Annotated in this window: 2 protein-coding genes and 1 pseudogene; all 3 read right to left on the bottom strand. The window is 73.4% G+C overall.

Annotation, left to right across the window (positions count from 1 at the left end; all coding sequences use genetic code 11):
* Positions 1 to 1,203: MFS transporter (locus tag A8W25_RS06185; RefSeq protein ID WP_067157218.1), on the bottom strand; the 1,203-nt coding region annotated here is incomplete at its 3' end.
* A gap of 2 nt (positions 1,204 to 1,205) precedes the next feature.
* Positions 1,206 to 1,604 (bottom strand): hypothetical protein, encoded by a 399-nt coding sequence (locus A8W25_RS06190; protein ID WP_067157220.1) that lies wholly within the window; start codon positions 1,602 to 1,604, stop codon positions 1,206 to 1,208.
* A pseudogene (locus A8W25_RS06195) lies at positions 1,601 to 2,025 on the bottom strand (hypothetical protein); the annotation flags it as partial. The pseudogene A8W25_RS06195 and the gene A8W25_RS06190, both read right to left, overlap by 4 nt.

A 2,025-nucleotide genomic window follows, 5' to 3' on the forward strand; every position in this document is an offset into this window, starting at 1 on the left:
GGTTCCGGGTACGTGGATCTGGCGACGGGCGAAGACGATCACCGAGACGGTGAACAGGGCCCCGGCGCAGGGCAGTGCGCCGGCGAGGTGGGGGTGGGTGGCGAGGGGTCCGGCGAGGGCGGTGCCGGCGGCCTGGCCGATGCCGATGGCGGCGATCAGCCACGCGTACGCCTCCGTGGTCGTGCCCGCCGGGGCGAGCGCGTCCACTGTCAGAAAGCTGGAGGTGACCGGTGCGGTGAGGAACAGGCCCGGCAGGACCGACAGGCCAACAGCCAGGCCGGGGCCGGGATTGGTGAGCAGCACCGACCAGCCCAGCGTGAACGCCAGAGCAGCAGCGGTGAGTTGAGCGGTGAGACTTCCGGGCCAGGTCCGGCGGCCGTAGACGGTGCCGCCGATCAGGCTGCCGACCGATAGCGCGGCCGGGACGAGCCCGGACAGCAGGGCGGTGCCGGTGCGGTCGGCGAGCGCGACGGCCCACACGGTGTGGGCGCCGAGCGCGATCCCGGTCCCGGCCAGGGCCGTGAACAGCGCGACCAACCCCAGGTGGTGCAGCGGCCCGAGAAAGCTCGACGAGCTGTTGGTGGCGTGTGGCTGCCAACTGCGCGAGGGTGCGGCGGTCAGCACGATGACGGCACCGGCTAGGCCCAGCAGTGCGGTGGCGGTTATCGCCGGCGCTGGACCGGCGAGGGCGGTCAGCGCGACGACGAGCGGTGGCCCGGCGATGAAGATCAGCCCCTGGCTTCCGGTGTCGAGGGCGAGGGCGGCGCGCTGCTGGGACGGATTGGGCAGCACGCTGGGCCACAGTGCCCGCACGTTCGCCTCCAGCGGCGGCGTCGACAGCCCCGCGAGGACCAGCACAGACCCGAACAGTGCCGGTTCCTGGGCCGAGTTGAGGCGCGGGAGCGCCAGCAAGGCGAGGCTGGTGACCAGGACCGCGAGCGTGGCGACGACGGTCTGACCGCGCCGGTCCACCAGACGCCCGAGCAGAGGCTGGCCGAGCGCCGAGGCCAGACCGTAGACGGCGCACAGCATCCCGGCGGTGGACAGGGAGCCGCCCTGGGCGCCGACGAGAAGGAGCACGGCGACGGGAACCATGCCGGTGGGCAGTCTTCCGATCAGGGTTCCGGCGAGCAGCCGCGAGACATACGGCTGGGCCAGCACCGGCCCCGGCTTCCCGGCCACGGGCGCGGTGGTGTGGGGCATGGTCACCGTCCCGGGCGCGGGCCGCTGCCGCTGGCCGGCGACGCCGGCAGCCCGGCCGCAGCGGTGCCCTGACGGGCGGGCCGTGCGAGTGGTGCGGTCATGGTGCGGTGAGGCCATCCGTTCACGGGCTCGGGGTGTCCGGCGGCGGGAAGCAGGGCCGGGTCGAGGTCGACCTGGTAGCCGGCCGCGCTGAGCATTCGGGCGGCGTGGGTGGCTTGCCGGTTCTCGTTGGCCTGGCCGGTGTCGAACGGGAGCCGGATCCACACCCCGCTCACAGTGGGGCGGAAGAGGAAACCGGCCCGGTCGAGGATGAGGCGGGCGAGTTCATCGATGGAACCGTTCACCTCGACTTCACCGGTGTCCTGGCGGGCAATACGGATCGGTGCACCGCGCGCGTTCATCGGCCCTGCCCCCGACCGGTGTTCAACGCGGCGGTGGTGGGCAACGGTGGTGCTGTCCGCGGGGCCGCGTGGTGCGGCGGGGCGGTGAGGATGGTGGAGGTCCGGGCGGCCTGGGCGATCCGCGCATGCCGTGCCGCCGGGGACGGACGGTTCGCAGCGCGGGGCGGGGCGCTGGTGAGGGCGGGGTCGAGGCTGTAGTCAGCGTCCACGGCGAACCCCGCGTGGCGCAGGTCGTGGACAACCTGTATCGCGCGGCGCCGCGCGTCCTGGTGGGAGCCAGCTCCCGTGAGCCGGTACAGATCCGGGGTTGCGGGGAGGGGCTCGAACCGTTCGGCGGTCAGATACCAGTGGGCCAGGTGGGCGCTGACGGTGGTGGTGGGACGGGCGAGAACGCCGTGGTCGTCGCTGACGCCGATGTGGA

Source organism: Streptomyces sp. ERV7 (assembly GCF_001653515.1).
GTDB lineage: Bacteria > Actinomycetota > Actinomycetes > Streptomycetales > Streptomycetaceae > Streptomyces.